Here is a 19,172-nt window from a genome sequence, read left to right on the forward strand (position 1 = left end):
ATTTGGCAGGTTTTTTAAGGACGGTTTAAGAGTATTTTTCAATCAGCGTTTTTTGAGCGCTGAATGCCAGTTTGGTAGCCGTGACTTGTTTGGGTACATAGGTGCCGTCTGATTGCAGTACCCAAGCCCCAATGTTGTCTTCCAAATAAATGGCCAAACCTTCGGTATAGACCTGTTGAAAACAATCTTTATCTAAGATAGGGAAGCAGGTTTCAACGCGCGATAACAGGTTGCGTTGCATCCAGTCGGCACTAGAACAATAGAGTTCTGGTGAGGCTTGGCTGTTTTCAAAGTAGTAGATGCGGTGATGCTCTAAGAAGCGTCCAATCACGGAAGTTACGGTAATGTTTTCTGAGAGATTGGGAATGCCAGGTCTTAAGCTGCAAATACCCCGCACAATCAAATCAATTTGCACGCCAGCGTTTGAGGCTTCATAAAGCGCATCAATAATGCCTTGCTCTTGTAAGCCGTTCATTTTAGCGATAATGCGTGCCGGTTTGCCGAGTTTGGCATTTTCAGCTTCGCGTTGAATTTTGGCAATCATACCGCTGTGAAGCGTGAAGGGAGATTGCAACAATACTTCTAGGTCTTTGGTGTCGCCTAAGCTGGTCAATTGCTGAAAGATTTTAGACACATCACGGCAAATCGCTGGGTGAGTGGTAAACAGCCCAAAGTCGGTATAGAAACGCGTGGTGATGTGGTGGTAGTTGCCTGTGCCCAAATGCACATAATGGCGCAATAGGTTTTCTTCGCGGCGTACCACCAAAATCATCTTGGCGTGGGTTTTATACCCCACCACACCATACAAAACATTCACGCCCGCATCTTGCAAACGGTTGGCTTGGATAATGTTGTTGTCTTCGTCAAAACGCGCGCGCAATTCCACCACCGCCGTCACTTCTTTGCCATTGCGAGCCGCTTTTTCTAAGGCATCAATAATGGCCGATTTTTCACCCGTACGATAGAGCGTCATCCGAATGGCCAATACATCTGGGTCATTAGCAGCCGTTTTTAAAAAGTCGATGACGGGCGTAAAAGAGTCATAAGGATGGTGCAATAAAACATCTTTGCGTTTAATGCGGTCAAAAATAGATTCAGGTTGTTTGTTGCGCTTGAATAGACGCAAAGGGCCTTGCACCGCTTTATTGCCAGGTAATTGGCGTTGTGCGTAAGGCTCAAATGATAAGTCAGGACGATTACACATATCGGGTACGGCATTGATACGATGCAGGTTGACAGGGCCACGCACGCGATAGAGTTGGTGCTCTTTCATGTTGAATTGATCTAGCAGATATTCATACATGGGTTTTGGACATTGGTCTGAAACCTCAAGGCGAATCGCACCACCATATTGACGACTGGTCAGTTCGCCTTGTAAGGCTTTCATAATGTCATCGACTTCTTCTTCATCGATAAAGAGGTTGGTATTGCGTGTTAAACGGAATTGGTGACAACCGGTGACCATCATGCCTGGGAAAAGACGCGATACATTCGAGTGCAAAATGGACGACAAAAACACGAAATCGTTAGGACCATCGGTGGCATCTGGCGGTAATTTGATAATGCGTGGTAAAGAGCGTGGCACCTGCACGATGGCTAAACCATTGGAGCGGCCAAAGGCATCTTTGCCTTCTAAAGAAACGATAAAGTTTAAACTTTTATTGAGTACGCGCGGAAACGGATGCGATGGGTCTAAACCCATCGGGCTTAAGACTGGGTGCAAATATTGGGTAAAATAGTTGCGCATCCATTCTTTCTGTTGCTCGCTCCAATGGCTGCGGCGTAAAAAGCGAATGCCTTCTTTTTCGAGCGCGGGAATAATAATGTTGTTCAGTGTGTGATATTGGTCTGTGACCAGATCATGCGCCACAGCAGACAACATTTGAATAGCATCTTCAGGACACATATCATCAGGACGCGTGCGTGCTGCCGAATCTTTGGTCAACTCGTACATACTGGCCAAGCGTACTTCAAAGAACTCGTCCATATTGGTACTGGAAATGCACAGAAACTTTAAACGCTCTAACAACGGAATTTCAGGGTTCTTAGCCTGTGCAAGCACACGACGATTAAACTCTAAAAGACTTTTTTCTTGGTTGATATAGTTAGGGTGTTCTGTAATATCGATTTGCATGGGGCGTCTCAACTAAAAATGAATCTAATATTTTACGGATTTATCACTTGAATAAAATGACAGTTGAATGAAATAAGTGAAATAACGAACTTATTCAGGGTCTTTTTTGGGTTTTGTCGCGTTTTCCGAAGCAGTAGACGTTTCTGCATTGGGTTTATGGCAGCCGCAACTGGGCACCATATCGACGCCACCCGGATTACCGGGGTGGCAGCGTAAAATGCGTTTGATGCCGAGCCAGCCGCCGCATAGCACCCCATGGCTTTGAATGGCTTCTAGGGTGTAATGTGAGCAACTGGGGTAAAAGCGGCAACGCGGACCTAGCAAGGGGCTAATAACCCATTGATAAAATTTAATCAGCGTTATCAACACCCATTTAATGGGGTTGAGTTTAGACCAGGGGATTTTTGATGGGTTCATGGAGTGCTTTTGGGGGAATGATATTGTCGTGATGTTGTGCATACCAAGCTTCAAATTGCTGGGCATTAATGGGTTTGCTGAAGAAATAACCTTGCACCATGTCACATTCGTGTTCGCGTAAAAATTCGAATTGTTCTAGGGTTTCAACCCCTTCGGCAACCACTTTCATTTTTAAGCTGTGCGCCAGCTGAATGATTGAGCGACTGATAGAAACATCGTCTTCATCGCCCGGAAGCCCGTCCACAAAAGACTTATCGACTTTTAAAATATTCAGTGGAAAACGCTTGAGGTAACTGAGTGAAGAATAGCCTGTTCCAAAGTCGTCCACCGATAAAGACAAGCCGCGCGCTCTGATGTCATTAAATAGCTCAATATTGCTTTGGGCGTTAGACATGATAGAGCGTTCTGTGAGTTCCACTTCTAGCAGGTGGCTGGGCAATTTAGCCGTTTGCAAAGCTTCGTGTAATTTATCGGCTAGGTTTTTTTGCTCTAATTGTTGGGCGCTGATGTTGATGGCGATTTGTAGGTTCGCTAAATCCGTGTTTTGCCAAGCCAATAATTGTTTGATAGCTGCTTGAATAACCCAGTCGCCGATTGCCAAAATTTGTCCGGATTCTTCGGCAATGCTGATAAACATATCGGGCGGTACAAAGCCTAAGTCTTTGCTGTTCCAACGAATCAAGGCTTCAACCCCAATGACTTTTAGCGATTGGGTTTCGATTTGTGGTTGATAGAATAACTCAAATTCATCATGGTTTAGGGCAAAGCGCAGATGTTTTTCAATGAGTAAATGCTGTGAAAGTTTTTCTTCCATGCGGTCTTCGTAAAGCGTAAAAGTATTTTTGCCTTTGAATTTGGAATGATACATGGCTGAGTCTGCATGGCGCATCAGGGTGTCTAAATCTTGACCGTGTTGCGGGTAGCTGGCAATGCCCACACTGCAAGAAATTTGGATTTCATGGTCGTCTATTTTAATGACTTTTTGAAGTTGTTCGATAATGCGTGTAGCGGTTATTTGCGCCGCATTGGGGGTAACATTGTCTAAGAAAAACAAGAACTCATCGCCCCCAAAACGGCAGAGATGGGTGTTGCGTTGATTGCCGCGAATAGCGTTTTGAAAGCGTAAAGCCACGATCTTTAATAACTCATCGCCCACCGAGTGCCCAAGGGAATCATTGACCTTTTTAAAGCCATCTAAGTCTATAAACAGCAGTGCGGAACTTAATCCTAAGCCTTCAGAAAGTATTTCTGTGACCTTATTTGAAAAATAAGTGCGATTTTCTAGGCCGGTCAGGCTGTCATAAAATGCCAGGCGTTTGATTTCTTCTTCTTGAGAGTGGCGTTCTGAAATGTCTTCAATAAAAAACGCCAGCTCTTGACGCGCATCTAGCGTCAGTTTTGAAACGGCAATCTCGCAATTAATGATATTGAGGTTTCGTTTTTGCAGTTTTGACTGGGCCTTAAACGATTTTTTATTAAACAGGTCGGCAGATTTTAGGATGTCTTCTGACTCGTTACAGACGATAAGGTTTTGAATTGTCTTACCAACAGCTTCAGCATGACGATACCCAAATAAGGTAGCGGCACTGGGGTTCCAGTTGGTAATGAGCCCGGTTTCATCGGTGAGGATAATGGCATCGTGTGCCGCCGCCATAAACTCGTTAAGACGATTTCCTTCAAGTTTTAAATGTTGGGTATAGTCGTTATATGCTTTGAAAACAAGCCAGGTTGCGATCAAGGCTAAGGTTGTTAAAAATGCAATGAGCAGCAACTGAATCCAAGGCAGATTTTGCCATGCCAGATAGTCAATTTTGAGTTGAAAGGGCGTGTTGAGTAAATTAAGTGTCAGTTCATGGTGCGAAGCCAGCATGGATACCATAGTGTTTGGCGCTGAATGGGCAGGGGAGAAGGTATATTGGTCTAGTTGACTACTGATTAAATTAGCTTGTACCCAGTCATCACCGAGGTTCTTTTCAAGTAAGCTACTGAGTAAACTTTGTACATGATAAGCACTGAAAGACAAACTTTGCGTGGGTATCAACTCTTTTTCAATTTGTGCCCAGAGCGGTTCGTGGTGCCAAATAATGATCATTAAGGGTTCGTTAAATAAATGTACCAGAAGGGACTGGGCGTTTTTTTGTTGCAGCATGGCTGCCAGTTTGGTTTGAAAGTTTGGTAAGTCAGAGAGTGTTTTACCTAACAAGGCTTGAGTTTTGGGTTTGAAGGGAAAAACCTGATCGATCACATAGCCTTTTGCATACGCTTGAGTGGTTTGGTCATCTTGTGCAAAACGGCTTAAAGTTAGGTTTTCATAGCCTTCCTGATATTTGTCGGCAAGCCATGCGGATATTTGCGCTGGCTCCCATTCTTGAGCAGTTCCGAGAGCAACAAAAGCGGCATTTTTTTGTGCCAAACTGAGGCTTTTAATCAACATTGGATTGGCTTCAGACTGGGTTTGATCGAGTGCAATGTCCGTATTTATAAGTTCATTGGCTTGGGTTTGAACGAAGTCTTCAATTTTAACTTTTAAAGATTGTAATTGTTCTTTATAGGCTAAGTTTTTAGCGTGATATTGATAGGTGACGAGCAGCAGTGTTAAGGCCAAAAACAGCAATAATGCAGCGACCAGGGTTTTGCCGGGTTCTAAAAGTACCCGTTTGTAACGAAGGATTCTATCGCTGGCATAAGGTTGTGGGTTGATGGCTGTTTTCATAGGTTCATATTTTAGGGCATTGAACTGTGATAAAGCTGAAAATTCCGTGGAATTCGCAAGTTTGGGAATTTTTTGGCGGTGGTTGCATTCACCCAGGTATCAAAATGGTGATTGGGCACTATCGGGATTTGCGCAGGTTTTAAACCATTTAAAATCTCTAAACTACTCATGGCGGCCCATTCGCCTTGTTCTTTGGCAGATTTGGTGATACCCAAATTGGCATAAGCCAACATCCAGGGTTGGATGGCGACCAAAGGTTTGGTTTGGTGTTTTGCAATAAATGCCAGATTGGCTTCCCTGTCCCAAGTTTTAAAAGGTTTGTAGCTGCCCAGAACAATCAAATCGACCTTGTCATCTTGGTTAAGTTTGCGAAAAGCCTCTTGCCAGGCTTTTTCGTTAAGTGTTTCTATGCCAAAACCTAGCAGGCGTTCTTTGTTTAGGGCTTCTTCAAAAAATTGGATATTGCGTTTTTCGGTGATTCCCGTGGTGCTGAGATAGACAATTTGATGATTTAACGAGGTCATTTTTTGAAGGGTTTGAAGTACGGCGGCAAAGTTGGATTTTTCAATCATGCCGGTGGTGTTTTGATAGGGTAAACCATAGGCCTTTCCGGTTTCATTCACCCCACAAAACACGGCAGGTAAATCGCTGTCGCGATAATAGGGCATTAGCACTTCTTTGACCGCATTGTCGTCCGAAAAAATTAATAAGTCTGGCGCAAAGGCTTGAATAAATTGCTGGGCATCCTCAGCGCGTTGTTTTAAGGCAGCCTCATCTAGCAACTGTTTAGAGTTCATGTAAAAAGTATCGATTTGACAGTGCGGGCTTAAGAGGGGTTTTAGGCCAGATTCTAATTCTGCTTGCCAAGCATAGCTGGGTTCGTAAGAGGCGATATAAGCGCATTTGGGCAGGGCGCTCATTTCAGCGACAAGCGGTTGGCTTAAAAAGGTGCTAAGGCCAATTAAAAGCACAGCCAGCTTAATAATAGCTTTGTTAGTTTTGCGCATGGCTGAGGTGTGTGGTGAATTCAAATGGCGTTACTCTAGCAAGGTTGAACAAAAATCACTTAAGGTTGCCCAATTTATTTTAATCGACATATTACTGTATTTTGTAGTTAAAATGTTAGCGATTCCAAAACGGCGCGCATCGCCCCGCAAAAACCTTAAAAGGAGTGTTTTCTCATGTCAACTATCTTGATTACTCAAGCGACCTTAGTCAATGAAGGTCAGCGATTTGAAGCGGATGTTTACATCAAAAATGGCCGCATTGAAAAAATTGCGTCGCAGATTGATCAAGCGGCTGACCAAGTCATCGATGCCAAGGGTCAAATTTTGATGCCCGGCATGATTGATGACCAGGTACATTTTCGTGACCCAGGATTAAATGCCAAAGGCTCTATTGCCACTGAGTCAAAAGCCGCGGTTGCGGGCGGAACCACCTCCTTTATGGATATGCCCAATGTTAAGCCCGCTACGGTCACCAATGCTATTTTGGAAGAAAAATATGTGCTGGGTGGCCAAACATCTTGGGCCAACTTTTCATTTTATCTGGGCGCAACCAATGACAATATTGAAGAGGTTAAGGCCTTAGACCCTAACAAAAGCTGTGGGGTAAAAATCTTTATGGGTGCTTCAACCGGCAATATGTTGGTCGACAGGGAACAAACCCTGACCGATATTTTTACCTATAGCCCCACCCTCATCACAACACACTGCGAAGACACACCGATGATTCAAGCCAAAGAAGCATGGTATCGTGAAAAATATGGTGAAGATGTGCCGATGATTGCGCATCCTGAGATTCGCTGTCGCGAAGCCTGTTATAAATCGTCTAGTTTTGCGGTGGACTTAGCCAAGAAAACCGGCGCAGATTTGCATATTTTGCATTTAACCACGGCTGATGAGATGGCCTTATTTGAGCCAGGTCCGGTGGAGGGTAAAAAAATCACCGCCGAAGCCTGCACCCATCATTTGTGGTTTTACGATGCAGACTACGAAACCTTAGGCAGCCTAATCAAATGTAATCCCGCCATCAAAAAACAGTCAGACCGTGATGCCATTCGCCAAGCGGTGATTGATGGTCGCATTGACATTATTGCCACCGACCATGCGCCCCATACTTGGACAGAAAAACAAAACAAATACTTCACTGCGCCAGCCGGTTTGCCACAGGTGCAACAGTCTTTGGTGTCTTTACTAGATTTGGTGCATGAAGGCGTTTTTAGCTTGGAGTTAGTGGTACAAAAAGTGGCGCATAATCCGGCGATTCGTTATCAAATTATTGAGCGTGGATTTATTCGTGAAGGTTATTGGGCCGATTTGGTATTGGTGGACATGAATCGTCCGCACGTGGATGACAAGGCAAACAATCTTTACCATTGTGGCTGGTCACCGTGGGAAGGTCACGAGTTTAAGTCGACAGTTATGACGACCATAGTGAATGGCGAGGTGAAATACCATCAAGGACAATTTGCGGCCTTTACCCCAGGGCAACGCTTGCTGTTTGATCGACGCAAATAAGACAGTGTAAAATCGCATAATTTAAGCGTATTTTTACTTAAATTTAACCAGGCCTGGTCATTTTTAAGCGTGAAAACGCAAGGGATTAGGCGGTTTTATGGCTAATTAACTTTTTTTGCTTGCGGTTTTTTAAAGCCCCGAGTAAAGTTTTATAAAATTCATTTCTAAGGTAATCAACATGTCACAAGTATTTATCGGTCGCCAACCTATTTTAGATAGAAATATGCAGGTTTTTGCTTACGAGCTGCAATTCAATCAAGGCTTAAACCCCGGTAAAGAAGCCATTCAAGCCACGGCAGATTTAATTGCTAAAACTGAAACTGAAATTGGTTTTGACGCCATCGTCGGTAAGCACGCCGCCATGATGAAATTGCCAAAAGAACTGATTAAAAAAGATGTTCTGCCCAGCTTTGATCCGGATAAGCATGTGGTGTTAGAAATCCCTAACAATGTCACTAAAGATGTTGAGGTGCTTAGAAATCTTAAAGAATTGAAAAGCACGGGTTCAACCATCGCTTTGGACAACTTTATTGATGATGACTCCAGCATTAAGTTGGCTTCTATCAGTGACTTTGTCAAAATCGATGTCGAAAAAAACTCCGAAGTGAAACTGAAAAAAATTCTGGAAGAGTTGCACGCCAAAGGCGTCAAAGTCATTGCTGACCGTGTTGAAACGGAAGAAATGTTTAATTATTTGAAAAAACTCGGCTTTGACTTTTTCCAAGGATATTTTTTCACGAATCCTGTCATCATTAACGGCGAAAAGCTCTCAGGTAACAAGCTAACCCTATTGCAACTCTTAGCAAAAGTGAACGATCCCAAAACTGATTTTCATGAACTTTCTACCATTATCGGTCACGATGTGGGTTTAACCCATAAGTTGTTAGTTGCGGTCAATAATCCGGCCACGCTGATTCCGGTTAAAGTTGAAAGTGTTGCTGATGCTTTGAAATATATGGGTTTAAAACGCTTAAAGTTTTGGGTCAATATGTTAATGCTGTCGGGTATGGACGATTCGCCACAAGAATTATTAGTCACCTCCTTAATGCGCGCCCATTTTTGCGAGCAACTGGCAGTGAAAGCTGGCCATGTTCATGATAAAGACAGTTATTTCTTAGTGGGTCTATTCTCTAACCTGGGCGCATTTTTCCGTTCGCCCATCGGTGAAATCTTGGCAGAAATGCCCTTGGCGCCTGAAATTAACGATGCCCTTGTAAACAAGAAAGGCCCTATGGGTGAAGCCTTGAAATGTCTAGTGGCTTTAGAACAATGCAACAATTCGGTGACGAAATTGCAGTTTGAAACCTTGGGTATTTCAGAAATTGGCAATATCTTTATGTCATCATCTGCTTGGGCCCAGCAGGTTGTTCAAGACTGATTTAGTCAAACAGGTAAATGCGTTACAATTAAAGGCCGGGCTTTCCCGGCTTTTTTATTCTTTTCAGAAAACTGGATACACTTATGGTCATGCAATCAATTAACCCCGCCACTAACGAACTGCTTGCCGAGTTTGACACTTGGGATGACGCCACTTTAGATGAAGTGATGACGCAAGTCAGCTATGGCTTTGCAGACTGGTCACAACTGACGCCTTTAGAAGACCGCTGTTTGTTGTTGCGTCGCCTAGCCGATGTTTTGCGTGATGACCAAGATTTATTGGCTGAACTGATTACGCTTGAAATGGGCAAACTCTATACCGAGGCCATGGCAGAAGTCGAAAAGTGTGCCGTATTGTGTGAGTTTTACGCCGACCATGCCGATGAGATGCTGGCCGATGAGTTGGTAGAAACAGATGCTTCGAAAAGTTATGTGGCTTATTTACCCTTAGGCGTTATTTTGGGGGTAATGCCCTGGAATTATCCCTTCTGGCAGGTGATGCGCTTTGCAGTGCCAGCGGTGACAGCTGGTAACTTAGCGGTGTTAAAACACGCCTCTAATGTGCCGCAATGTGCCTTAGCCTTAGAAGAAGTCTTTCGTAAAGCCGGTTATCCAGACGGAATTTTCACCAACTTGATGATTACTTCTAGCCAAGTTGAACAAGTCATTCGTCATCCTGCGGTGCAGGGTGTGGCGCTGACCGGCAGTGAAACTGCTGGTCGTAAAGTTGCCAGTATTGCCGGTTATGAGCTGAAAAAAACGGTTTTAGAGTTGGGTGGTTCGGATGCGTTTATCGTGCTTGAAAATGCCAATATGAAAGCCGCCATTCAAGGTGCTTTAAAAGGGCGCTTTCAAAACATGGGGCAAAGCTGCATTGCGGCCAAACGCTTTATTCTGGATAACTATATTTCTGAGGATTTTATTGCAGATTTTAAAACCGCCATTGAAGAACATTTTGTGGCGGGTGATCCGATGGATAAAAACACAACGCTTGCCCCCATGGCGCGTCAAGATTTGTTAGACGAACTGCACGATCAGGTCATGCGTTCGGTTGAATTGGGTGCTGAGCTTGTCTGCGGCGGTTATCAATTGGATCGGGAGGGTTGTTATTATGCGCCGACCATTTTGAAAAACATTACCAGCAATATGCCCGCATTTAATGAAGAATTTTTTGGCCCAGTGGCCATAGTGCTTAAAGCTTCTGAACCAGCCCATGCGCTCGGCCTAGCCAATGCCACGGATTTTGGTTTGGCAGGCTCTGTGTGGAGTGATGATTTGGCAACGGCAGAGTCCATAGCGATTGGCATGCAATCGGGTGCCAGTTTTGTGAATAGCATCAGTTTCTCTGACCCCAGAATGCCCTTTGGCGGTATTAAAAACTCAGGTTATGGACGAGAGTTGTCGGCTGAAGGACTGCGAGAATTTGTCAATATAAAATCTGTTTGGATAAAGTGAGCCAGTTATGAATTTATTATGGAAAACACTGGCAGACCTCAAAGAACCCGCCATTTTAATTCGTTTGTTTATCCCTTTTGCAGCAGGCTTGGTGCTGGTCTCTTTATTGGGTTATGGTATTTTTGGTTTGTTACTGACCAGCGATTGGGTGTTGCAAAGCACGGTTGTGCAAGATGCGCAAACTTGGCAAATGCACGCCGAAAGTACCATCGGTGCCATTCCCTTAATTGGTGGGTTAATTTTGTGGTTTATTGGCTTGGCAGTCACGGTCATTGCTGGCGTGTTGGGGATTATTTTAGGCAGTTATTTGGTGTTACTGTTTGCCATGATTATTACCGGCTTTATGACGGATACCTTGGTGAAAACCGTCCAGCAAAAACATTATCCGCATACCGCCTATAGCGGTCATGGAACAACTGCCGGTATGATTTGGAAGTTGGTTAAATATGGCCTGCTGATGTTACTGTTACTCATCGTCACCATTCCTTTGCTCTTTATTCCACTGGTCAATGTGATTTGGTTTTGGATGCTCGGTTTTATGTTTTTTCGCTATTCAATCGTCTTAGATGTTGGGCAAGTCATTTTGCCTGAGCCGCTTTTCGAAAAACTTAAGCCTATGACCAACTGGGAACCCACCATGGCAGTGGGCATTTTGTTCGCCCTGAGTGTCTTCCCAATGGTGAGTTTTTTTGCGCCCGTGTTGGCTGTGATTGCTTTGTCACACTATTACTTAGACCAACTCTCTCTTGAAAGACCTAACCCTGCCGACATTTCGTAAAACCTACAAACGATAGCGCGCTATTGATTTTTAGATTGGAATTGCAAGCAGGCTAAAGCCTGCGCCCCAAAGAAAACAATTGTCAAAGGGGCGAAGGCTTTAGCCTTCCTGGATTTTTACCTCTAGCGTTCAAGTGCTTTTTCACTATTTATGACGCTTGTTATAAGGTCGCTTTTTAGGTTTGTATTTTTAAATAGGACTTTTGCCCCGCGCCCTTGTTACTTTTTGGCTCGCCCAAAAAGTAACCAAAAAGTCGACCCTCTCATCATTTCTATGCCCCTAAAACTCAGGACTGGAAAGTGGCGAACTCGCTTCGCTCAAACAGCGCCACTTTTTCTCCAGTCCTTTCGTTAAGGGGCATCACGAAATGATTCAAAGGGAACTCTGGATATTCTGACAGAGCAGTTTGTCCTTTCAGAAAAAAAGTGACAAGAGTGCAGGGCAAAATTTCAAGAAGGCTAAAGCCTTCGCCCCTTTGAAAACACCTCACTTCGGGGCGCAGGCTTTAGCCTGCCTTTGTCTTAAACAAAAAAGCCACTCTGTTGAGTGGCTCTTTAATGTGCTGATTTATTTCTTTTTAGGCTTGCTGGGCGCTTTGCCTAGGCGTTTGGCTTTGGCGGCGATTTTTTTCTTGTGGGGTTTCTTTTTGGTTTCTGCGGCTTTTTTAGGATTGACTTTAGGTTCTAATCCTTTGATCTTTGCCACAGGAATTTTTGTTTGTAAGTGGAATTCAATGCGCTGTAAGTGACGGTAATCATGGGCTTCAACTAGGTTTATGGCAATGCCCACGGCTTGCGCACGACCGGTGCGTCCGATGCGATGAATATAAACATCACCACGGAAAGGCAAGTCGTAATTGATAACATGGGTGATATTGAGTATATCTAGCCCTCGTGCCGCAACATCACTCGCAACCAATACTTTGATGCGACCTTGTTTAAAGCGGGTGGCCACATCTAAGCGTTTGGCTTGGTCGAGATCGCCATGCAGGGCGCTTGAGCTGATTTCTTGGGTTTGTAACCAATCACTTAATTCGATGGCGCGTTCTTTCTTATTGCAGAAAATAAGGGCGCTGACACAGCTTTCATCTTTTAATATGGCTAACAATAGCGCGTTTTTGTGGGTTTTATCATCTGCGTAATAAACCACCTGTTGAACTTGGCTGGATTGTTGGTTGGGCGCATCGACTTGAATAACGGCTGGTTCATCCAAAATCTCATTAGCAAAACGCTCTACCCCTGAGCCCGATAAGGTTGCTGAAAAACATGCGCCTTGAAAGTCGCCTGCAAAGGTATCCATAATGGCCGCCACATCTGGCCCTTGCCCCATGTCGAGCATGCGATCGGCTTCGTCGATAATGAGCATTTCAATGTCGCTTAAATCGATAGCGTCTTCGCCAACCATGCCGATTAAGCGTCCTGGGGTGGCGACGATGATGTCGGCAGGTCGTGTGAGGTGTGTTTTTTGTTTGGCTAGGTCAAAGCCCCCGGTGATGATGTTAGAGGTAATGTCGCAATGTACCCCCAGCTCTTTGACCACCTTGTGAATTTGAAAAGCCAGTTCACGCGTGGGCGCCAGCATTAAAATGCGGGCTTTGGTTTGATAAGCTGGGCTAGGATGGTCGAGCAAATATTGTAAAGCGGGCAATACAAACGCCGCGGTTTTTCCGGTGCCAGTGGCTGCACCCGCTAAAACATCCCGACCTTCGAGCATTTCAGGAATGGCGGCCGCTTGCACGGGCGTGGGTTTGTGAAAGTGGTTTTCTCTCAGGGCTTGCAATAAGGGTTCGTCTAGGTCTAGCTCATCAAATGTCATGCGTTTCTTCTTTAATAGATTATTCAGTGACTATTTTATAACAAGGCTCGTAGTGGGCATCGCCTAATTTCATGCGTTTTTGTTTAACAAAGTCTTTGAGCAGGTTATCCATCTCGCGCATGATTTCAGGGTCACCATGAATATGGAAAGGCCCTTTTTCGGCAACCATTTGCACCGCATCTTGTTTAACATTGCCGGCAACTATCGCTGAAAATGCTCGGCGCAGTTGGCTGGCGAGTAAATGGGGCGGTTGATCTCGATTGAGATTTAGAGCGGCTACATTTTCATGCGTTGGGTTAAAGGGTTGCTGCACTTCATAAGGAATGTGGAGTTTCCAGTTGAAATAATAGGCATCGCTGTTGTTTTTGCGGTATTCGCGAACGCGTTCAAAGCCATTGCTCATAAAATCAGCGAGTTCTTCAGGTTGTTCAATAAACACTTCAAATTTACTGCAAGCGCTTGCGCCCAGTGTCAGCTCAATAAAGCGTAAAACCGAGTCAAAATAGTTGCGATAACTTTCGGGTGCGGTAAAGGCCACAGGGAAAGGTAAGTTTTGGTTTTCTGGGTGCATCAAAATGGTGAGTAGATAGAGAATTTCTTCCATGGTCCCTGCACCACCCGGGAAGATAACAATGCCGTGCCCAAGGCGCACAAAGGCTTCAAGGCGTTTTTCAATGTCTGGGAAAATGGTCAACTCATTCACGATGGCATTTGGGGCTTCGGCAGCGATAATGCCAGGTTCGGTTAAACCGATATAGCGTCCATTCGTGTAGCGCTGTTTGCCATGCCCCAGCACGGCGCCTTTCATGGGGCCTTTCATGGCGCCTGGACCACAGCCGGTGCAAATGTCTAGTTTTCTAAGACCTAGGTGATAACCGACATGCTTGGTGTATTTGTATTCGTCTAATGAAATTGAGTGGCCGCCCCAGCACACCACGATATTGGGTGAAACACCGGATTTCAGCAATTGCGCGTTGCGGGCAAAGTGAAAGATGGCATTGGTGATGTCAAAAGAATCTTCTAGGTTGAATTCTTTGGCTTCTAGAATTTCGTTTTTGGCATAAATTAGGTCGCGGATAACCGCCCACAGGTGTTCTTGTAAACCGGTGATGATTTCGCCGTTCACAAAGGCATTTTTGGGCACGTTGTCTATTTCAACTTGCAGACCGCGACCTTTCGCATTGACATGGATTTGATAGTCGGGGTGTGCCGATAACAGCGCCATACTGCTGTCTTCTTTGCTACCGGTATTGAGCACAGCGAGGGTGCATTGGCGTAATAATTCATTTAAACCTTTATCTGAGTGGTCACACAGCTGCGCCACTTCGTGTTTTGATAAGATTTGTAAGGTGCCGGCTGGGCGAATTAAGACTTTGTTGTTCTCTAATTCCATGTTAGATTTACCCTCATTGATATTTCATAGACGAGACTATTATGCGTGGAAAACAGCCTTATGAAGAAGGTTTTTTAATCATTTTGATGATTTTGTCAGTGGTGGGCTTGTTGTGGCTTTTTTCGCCATTTTTAGAAGCCTTATTGTTTGCCATGATTTTATCCACCGCCACCTATCGACTTTATCTGTGGGTGTTACCTCAAGTTAAAGATAACGAAACCAGCGCATCAGGTTTAATGAGTTTGGCAGTTTTTGTCACCGTCATTGCGCCAGTGTCTTATTTATTGGTGGCGGTGAGTTTAGAAATGGGGGATATTTATGGCCATGCCCAGTCTTGGTTGGTGCAACAAACCCCAGAAAGCTTGGCTGCTTTAAATGCACAATGGATGCAAACGTTGGGCATAGAAGCCAGTAATCAGCAAAAAATTCTGACCCAAATTAAAGACCATGCAGCGGATTTAATTTCGTTAGCGCAACAAGCGGCCGTGTTTTTGGTGCAGGGTGTTTTGGGCAGTGCCACCTCTTTTATCAGTTTTATTGCCTTATCGGTGTTTGCCTTGTTTTTCTTTTATCGCGATGGGCATCGCATTGCCAGTCACTTAAAAGTGTTATCCCCTTTAGAAAACTATTACGACACCATGATCATGAATCGCTTTGCGGGTCTTTCAACCGTGTTGTTGTTATCTATTTTGGGCATTGCCATTATGCAAGGCGTTTCGTTTGTTATTTTGGCTTGGATTATTGGCTTGCCAGCCTTATTTATCGGCATGGCCATAGCGGTCACCTCGTTTATTCCCATCGTGGGGGCGGCACTGGTTTGGGTGCCTATGGCGGCTTATTTAGGGCTCAATGGCAGTTATGTTTCGGCAGGCCTGGTGGTTTTTTGGGGTGCGGTCATTAACGGATTTTTAATTGATAATTTGGTGCGACCGATTTTGATTCAAAAAATTTCGGGCTTGCTGGCAACGCCTGATAAAGCCAATGATTTGGCAGTAGCCAATCATACTTTAATTACGGTGCTGTCGACCTTTGCGGGTTTGATTCATTTTGGCATGATCGGTTTGTTTTTTGGCCCAGTGATTGCGGCCATGGCCATTACGATTTTTGATGTTTACGAGCATAAAAATACTGATTTGCTCGATAGAACTTAGTAATGTGCAGTTATAAATGAAAAGTGTTAGTATTTATGAGTAAATAAAAAGTTCAGCTTTTCAGAGGAGGAAAGTCATGAAAAAAATTATAAAAACAACTATAAAAACAACCCTGGGAATAGCATCGCTATCCTTAGCCTTAGCCACTCCTAATATTTATGCCAGCGGTTCTGAAGACCCTTATATTGCAGGCTTTGAGGCTTGGGCAGCCTCTATGAAAAAAATTGGCGGAGAAAGTGCTGCGCATGGTCCTGAGCAGTATATAAAAGATGTTAAAGCGGCCATGAAGAAAGCCGGCTATATTGGTGCTGAATTGCCTATGCCGCAAGCCACCCAAGTAACCGAAGGCGTTTATACCATTGTTGGTAGTCAAATTTGGCACAACCCGTCTAACTTTGGGTTAAACAACAATATCTCGTTTGTGATTTTTAAAAATGGGGTGTTTGTGTTTAATGCCGGTGCCAACCCTGCCATTGCATACAGCGTGCATCAACAAATTAAACGCATTACAGATAAACCGGTGAAATGGTTGGCGGTTGAAAATAATCAAGGCCATGCCTATTTAGGCGCGAGTTATTGGGTAGATGTTGGGGTTAAAAATCTCTACTCCAGCGAGTTGGCGAATGCTCAGTTCGAAGAAGCCTACGACTTTATCAAAGAAGATTGGGCAACCAAAGTTAGCCATGTTTTAACAGACCCAGCAAGAGATGTGTCGAGCCAATTTACGACTTTCAAGGGCAAAAAGGTTATTGATTTAGGCGGTGGCGAAACGCTGGAGTTGTTAGATTTTGGCCCGGGCCATACCCCTGCTTCGACCAGTGTGTATATTCCTAGCAAAAAAGTTTTCTTATCGGGCGATTTAGCGTTTAACGAGCGTATGCCGGTCATGTTTAATTACACCAATAGTTTTGATTGGATGAAATCGTTTGAAGCCATGATGAAAACCATCCCACAAGACAGCTTTGTGATTCCTGGGCATGGCACACCCACCGATATGGCGACCATCAAAAAACAAACTTACGATTACTTCCGCTATGTACAAAAAGAAGTGCAAAAAGTGATTGATGCTGGCGGCAAGCAAGAGCAAGCAGAGATGGTAGATCAGTCTATGTATCAAGACAGACCGGTGTTTGAGCAAGCGGCGCGTAACAATGCGCGTCGTATTTATATTGAATTAACGGGTGGTGATTTTTAACCCCGATTTTTGAGTGCTTAAAAGCAAAAAAGCCCCTAAATTTAACCAGCACCCAAAGGGCATAAAGCCTGGTCATTTTTAGGGGCTTTTTTGGTTTCTACAAAGATGATTTTATAACCGATCCATTAAATTAGGGTCTTGAATATAACCCCCTTCAACGCCTTTGGTGACGATGGCAACCGCGTCATGCGGATGCAAGCTTTCTAAATGGTTCACTCGAATCCAAAAATCTTGGAAATGGTCATTGGTTAAAAATTGCGCCTGTAAACGACGCGCCGCATCTTCACAAAACATTAGGTTTGAAGCATTTAATCGGGCAAACTCTTGCTCATCTTCGCGTTTAACCGTGGCTTGCACCGGCGTTTGCACAGCATCTTCAATGGCATTAATCACACCTGAAATATCCAAAGATTGTTCATTGGCTAACTTCAATTTGACCTGCGCATACGAACGCTGGCTGTGCGGCGTGGCGCAAATGCCTTCGGGCGAGCCCAGCCAATCCACCACGGTTTGGTAATCTAGGGTTTGCTTGGCAAACTGTGCTTCAAAGGCTTCTTGAATCAATTGGCGCGATAGCGCCGCCGAGCAAGGGCAAGTGGAAGAATAGGGTACGGTAATGCTGATTTCACATTCAAATTGACCGTTGCGTAATTCACCACGCAAAATCGTTGGATAGTGCTTCCAGCCGCTATTGTCGCTTTTTAAAGATTTGCGACGCTCGTAATAGTCAAATTGGAATTCCACAAAGGCTTGATTGCTTAAGCCTTGATGCGAAGCTAAGAAGGCTTTAAGAATGGCTTCAATGCGTTGTGGAGATAAAGGTTCTTCTGAGCCCATTTCATCCAAAATTAAATATAAGCGCGACATGTGAATGCCTTTGCTCATGGGGTCGTCCAAACTCACATAGGCTTGCACCTGAGAAGACAATTCACGATGAATATTGGCGGTGCTGATAAGAATAGGCAGTTCGATGCCACTCATTCCGACCCAGTTGAGTTTTCCTTGCGGGCCTTGATGGGGCTGGCAGGCGATATCGGGCATGTGCTTGGTCATGCAATTTCCTTCGACTTGTGGGCTAGAAAGCATTCATAAGCGCAGGAAAAGCGCTTGAAATTCTAGCCAAAAATAAATAAGTAAGCCATTTTAGCAGACTTGGCCTTATGGCATAAGGCTTAATTGTCTATTAGTTGACTATTTTAGTCAGTTATTGGGGTGGTGGATTAAATGCTTTAAGTAATTGATTTTCGAGCATTTCAATTTGAGTGCTATCTAACACTTCCGAAAAGATTAACTCTAAGCGACTGTCTTGGCGCCAAGCAACATCTTCCAAGGTTAGTTGGTCATCTGCCCAGTTGAGCAGTTGCCATTCGAGTCCGGTTTTTAAAATACCTTTTCCGCGTTGCAGTGCTTGTGCCCAATCGGCAAAGAAGCGGCGCAATTGGGTGCGGTTAAAGGTTTGTTGTGGGCCAAAAATCCAACCTAAGGCGCTACTGTTAGATGCGCTTTGATGCCAGCTTTCAATCACATTGGGTAGTTGACTTTTAAAGGTTTGGTGCAGCGTTTGGGTGGTATGGGTATGCTCTTCAAGGCCAGCTAATAAAACAAAGGGTGCTTTATTGCGGGGTTTGTTTAACAGGTCAAGGTCTACTTGGCCTTGTGTGGTTGTAAGGCGTTGTGTTTTGGGCGGATAACAAAGGTCTAGAGTTTGATGGGCTTGGGTGAGTTCGTCGGTGGAACACAGGTCGGTTTTATTGAGTACGATAATATCACTTAGCGTCACCAAATCACGCATCACTGCCGATTTTTGCCAGCGTACAGGGGTGAGATGTTGAGGATTTAAGATGCAAAGACTGCTGTGTAAAACCAGCGGTCTTGGGAAGGGATTTTTTTGCAGGGTATCGAGTAACTTTGCAGGATGCCCCAGCCCGGTGGGCTCTATCAATAAGCGCGTGAGTTGCGGGTTTTGCAGTAATTTTTGTAAGGCTTGCGTTAAGCCAAATTGAGCCGTGCAACAAATACAGCCGCCAGACACTTCTAACACATCCAAATTGTTTTGGGGCGAGATGCTGGCCGCATCTATCCCAATATCACCAAATTCGTTAATGAGCACGCCCCAAGTTTCAGAGGCGGGTTTTTGTTGGATTAGGTGTTTGAGTGTGGTGGTTTTGCCGCTGCCCAGCAATCCGGTAATCAGGTTGACGGGCAGAGGTATTGATGACATGTCT

The 19,172-nt window shown here is 44.5% G+C and carries 14 protein-coding genes; 6 read left to right on the forward strand and 8 right to left on the reverse strand.

The window, feature by feature from the left end:
- Positions 1–25: 25 nt before the first annotated feature.
- The 4 genes from ppk1 to THMIRH_RS01630 form a co-directional block, all read right to left on the reverse strand.
- Positions 26–2,134, reverse strand: a complete 2,109-nt coding sequence (ppk1, locus tag THMIRH_RS01615; protein WP_173290113.1) for a polyphosphate kinase 1 — start codon at positions 2,132–2,134, stop codon at positions 26–28.
- A 90-nt stretch (positions 2,135–2,224) separates the two neighbouring features.
- On the reverse strand, positions 2,225–2,551 hold the full coding sequence (yidD, locus tag THMIRH_RS01620) for a membrane protein insertion efficiency factor YidD (protein WP_173290115.1): 327 nt from the start codon (positions 2,549–2,551) through the stop codon (positions 2,225–2,227).
- Positions 2,523–5,264, reverse strand: coding sequence for a sensor domain-containing protein (locus THMIRH_RS01625; RefSeq protein WP_173290117.1), 2,742 nt, complete (start codon positions 5,262–5,264; stop codon positions 2,523–2,525). Before THMIRH_RS01625 ends, yidD begins: the two co-directional genes overlap by 29 nt.
- An 11-nt stretch (positions 5,265–5,275) precedes the next feature.
- Complete coding sequence (locus THMIRH_RS01630) at positions 5,276–6,295, reverse strand: ABC transporter substrate-binding protein (RefSeq protein WP_173290121.1); 1,020 nt, start codon at positions 6,293–6,295, stop codon at positions 5,276–5,278.
- Positions 6,296–6,445: 150 nt separating this feature from the next.
- Between THMIRH_RS01630 and THMIRH_RS01635 the strand changes: the two genes are divergently transcribed.
- From THMIRH_RS01635 to THMIRH_RS01650, 4 genes are all read left to right on the forward strand, one after another.
- Positions 6,446–7,783, forward strand: coding sequence for a dihydroorotase (locus THMIRH_RS01635; protein ID WP_173290123.1), 1,338 nt, complete (start codon positions 6,446–6,448; stop codon positions 7,781–7,783).
- A 178-nt stretch (positions 7,784–7,961) separates the two neighbouring features.
- A complete protein-coding gene (locus THMIRH_RS01640; RefSeq protein WP_173290125.1) occupies positions 7,962–9,161 on the forward strand; it encodes an EAL and HDOD domain-containing protein in 1,200 nt (399 codons plus the stop codon).
- A gap of 83 nt (positions 9,162–9,244) precedes the next feature.
- The gene (locus tag THMIRH_RS01645) at positions 9,245–10,615 is read left to right on the forward strand and encodes an NAD-dependent succinate-semialdehyde dehydrogenase (RefSeq protein ID WP_173290127.1); all 1,371 of its coding nucleotides are present in this window, start codon (positions 9,245–9,247) and stop codon (positions 10,613–10,615) included.
- Positions 10,616–10,622: 7 nt separating this feature from the next.
- Positions 10,623–11,393: an EI24 domain-containing protein gene (locus tag THMIRH_RS01650; protein WP_173290129.1), complete on the forward strand. Its 771-nt coding sequence runs from the start codon at positions 10,623–10,625 to the stop codon at positions 11,391–11,393.
- A gap of 567 nt (positions 11,394–11,960) precedes the next feature.
- Here THMIRH_RS01650 and THMIRH_RS01655 read toward each other — a convergent pair.
- On the reverse strand, positions 11,961–13,208 hold the full coding sequence (locus THMIRH_RS01655; protein ID WP_173290131.1) for a DEAD/DEAH box helicase: 1,248 nt from the start codon (positions 13,206–13,208) through the stop codon (positions 11,961–11,963).
- Between the two features lie 19 nt (positions 13,209–13,227).
- A complete protein-coding gene (gene ppnN / locus THMIRH_RS01660; RefSeq protein ID WP_173290133.1) occupies positions 13,228–14,601 on the reverse strand; it encodes a nucleotide 5'-monophosphate nucleosidase PpnN in 1,374 nt (457 codons plus the stop codon).
- Positions 14,602–14,642: 41 nt separating this feature from the next.
- Here ppnN and THMIRH_RS01665 point away from each other — a divergent pair, with 41 nt between their 5' ends.
- Both THMIRH_RS01665 and THMIRH_RS01670 read left to right on the forward strand, forming a co-directional pair.
- The gene (locus THMIRH_RS01665; protein WP_173290135.1) at positions 14,643–15,752 is read left to right on the forward strand and encodes an AI-2E family transporter; all 1,110 of its coding nucleotides are present in this window, start codon (positions 14,643–14,645) and stop codon (positions 15,750–15,752) included.
- A gap of 76 nt (positions 15,753–15,828) precedes the next feature.
- Positions 15,829–16,947, forward strand: a complete 1,119-nt coding sequence (locus THMIRH_RS01670) for an MBL fold metallo-hydrolase (RefSeq protein WP_243831468.1) — start codon at positions 15,829–15,831, stop codon at positions 16,945–16,947.
- A 111-nt stretch (positions 16,948–17,058) separates the two neighbouring features.
- Here THMIRH_RS01670 and folE2 read toward each other — a convergent pair whose 3' ends face one another.
- Together folE2 and THMIRH_RS01680 are read right to left on the reverse strand one after the other, a co-directional pair.
- Complete coding sequence (gene folE2, locus THMIRH_RS01675; RefSeq protein ID WP_173290137.1) at positions 17,059–18,000, reverse strand: GTP cyclohydrolase FolE2; 942 nt, start codon at positions 17,998–18,000, stop codon at positions 17,059–17,061.
- Positions 18,001–18,151: 151 nt separating this feature from the next.
- On the reverse strand, positions 18,152–19,168 hold the full coding sequence (locus THMIRH_RS01680; RefSeq protein WP_173290139.1) for a CobW family GTP-binding protein: 1,017 nt from the start codon (positions 19,166–19,168) through the stop codon (positions 18,152–18,154).
- Between the last annotated feature and the right edge of the window lie 4 nt (positions 19,169–19,172).

Origin of the sequence: Thiosulfativibrio zosterae (assembly GCF_011398155.1) — a bacterium.
Taxonomy (GTDB): Bacteria; Pseudomonadota; Gammaproteobacteria; order Thiomicrospirales; family Thiomicrospiraceae; genus Thiosulfativibrio; species Thiosulfativibrio zosterae.